At 57.3% G+C, this 1057-nt stretch carries 2 protein-coding genes; both read right to left on the bottom strand.

The window, feature by feature from the left end; all coding sequences use genetic code 11:
• The coding region (locus tag Q4P78_RS09370) for a thiazole synthase (RefSeq protein WP_303340100.1) at positions 1–546 on the bottom strand (546 nt) is incomplete at its 3' end.
• 112 nt (positions 547–658) lie between these two features.
• Positions 659–856: a sulfur carrier protein ThiS gene (gene thiS, locus Q4P78_RS09365; protein ID WP_303340099.1), complete on the bottom strand. Its 198-nt coding sequence runs from the start codon at positions 854–856 to the stop codon at positions 659–661.
• Between the last annotated feature and the right edge of the window lie 201 nt (positions 857–1057).

Genomic DNA, 1057 nt, shown 5'->3' with positions numbered 1-1057 from the left:
TATCACCGGCACATTGGCCTCATCGAGGATAATCTCTAGGAAGTCGCGGGTGCGCAGTCCGCGGTTGGTTCCGATGGGCGCACCAAGGGGCATCACGGCTGCTGCACCGGCTTCTTCAAGGTGCTTGCAGAGCGTAGGGTCGGCCTGGCAGTAGGGCAGCACTACGAAGCCCAACTTGACCAACTCCTCCGTAGCCTTGAGCGTCTCGATGCTGTCGGGCAAGAGGTAGCGCGGGTCGGGGTGAATTTCTAGTTTCAGCCAGTTGGTACCAAAGGCTTCGCGAGCCAACTGTGCGGCAAATACGGCCTCCTCTGCCGTACGTACTCCTGAGGTATTGGGGAGCAACTGCATATGCTCGCGGGGCACATGGCGAAGCATATCGTCATTATCCCCTGAGAGCGGGTCGATACGCTTCATGGCCAGGGTGACCATCTCGGTGCCCGAGGCTACGATAGCCTCCTGCATTTCTTGATTGCTGCGAAACTTTCCTGTGCCGACAAAGAGGCGTGAGCTGAACTCGCGGTCGGCTATCTTGAGTATAGACATAATGTATAGAGATTGAGAATGGAGTAAGTTTTAGTCCTAAGTCGGCTGAGCAGCCCTCGCCGGAGTGCCCGTAGACAACGATTGCGGGGAATAGCTGCACTCGCCCGGCGTCCTATCCGCCGCACACGGCCCGCACCAGCGTAATGTGGGCACCTTCAATCAGCGGCGTATCTTCCCACAGCGTCCGCGCCACCATCTTTTGGTCTATGGCTGCCGCCACCCCCACCTGGGGCAGCTCCAGCTCCTGGATGAGTGCGGCCAGCGTGGTGGCCTCGGTCTGCACCTCCTTCTTGTTGACAAATACTTGCATGGTCTATATGTTTAGGTTCTGCGTCCCCAAGGGGTACAATAAAAGCCCTGACCATTCCGGCGGACCTCTTCAGGGAGACGTGCTCCCCACGATACTGAAAAGGAGGTATTGCCGGCAGTCCGAGCTTACTAACGGGTCGGTGCGAAACAATGCCTACGGCAGCATTAACAGCATCAGGTCGTAAGGGTATAATCTCAGCCT

Origin of the sequence: Rothia sp. (in: high G+C Gram-positive bacteria) (assembly GCF_030540545.1) — a bacterium.
GTDB lineage: Bacteria > Actinomycetota > Actinomycetes > Actinomycetales > Micrococcaceae > Rothia.
This window is presented reverse-complemented; position numbering and strand designations above follow the sequence as displayed.

Bases quoted from the DNA above. Each gene is read 5' to 3' on its own strand.
- thiS (WP_303340099.1), bottom strand. From the start codon at position 856: ATGCAAGTATTTGTCAACAAGAAGGAGGTGCAGACCGAGGCCACCACG.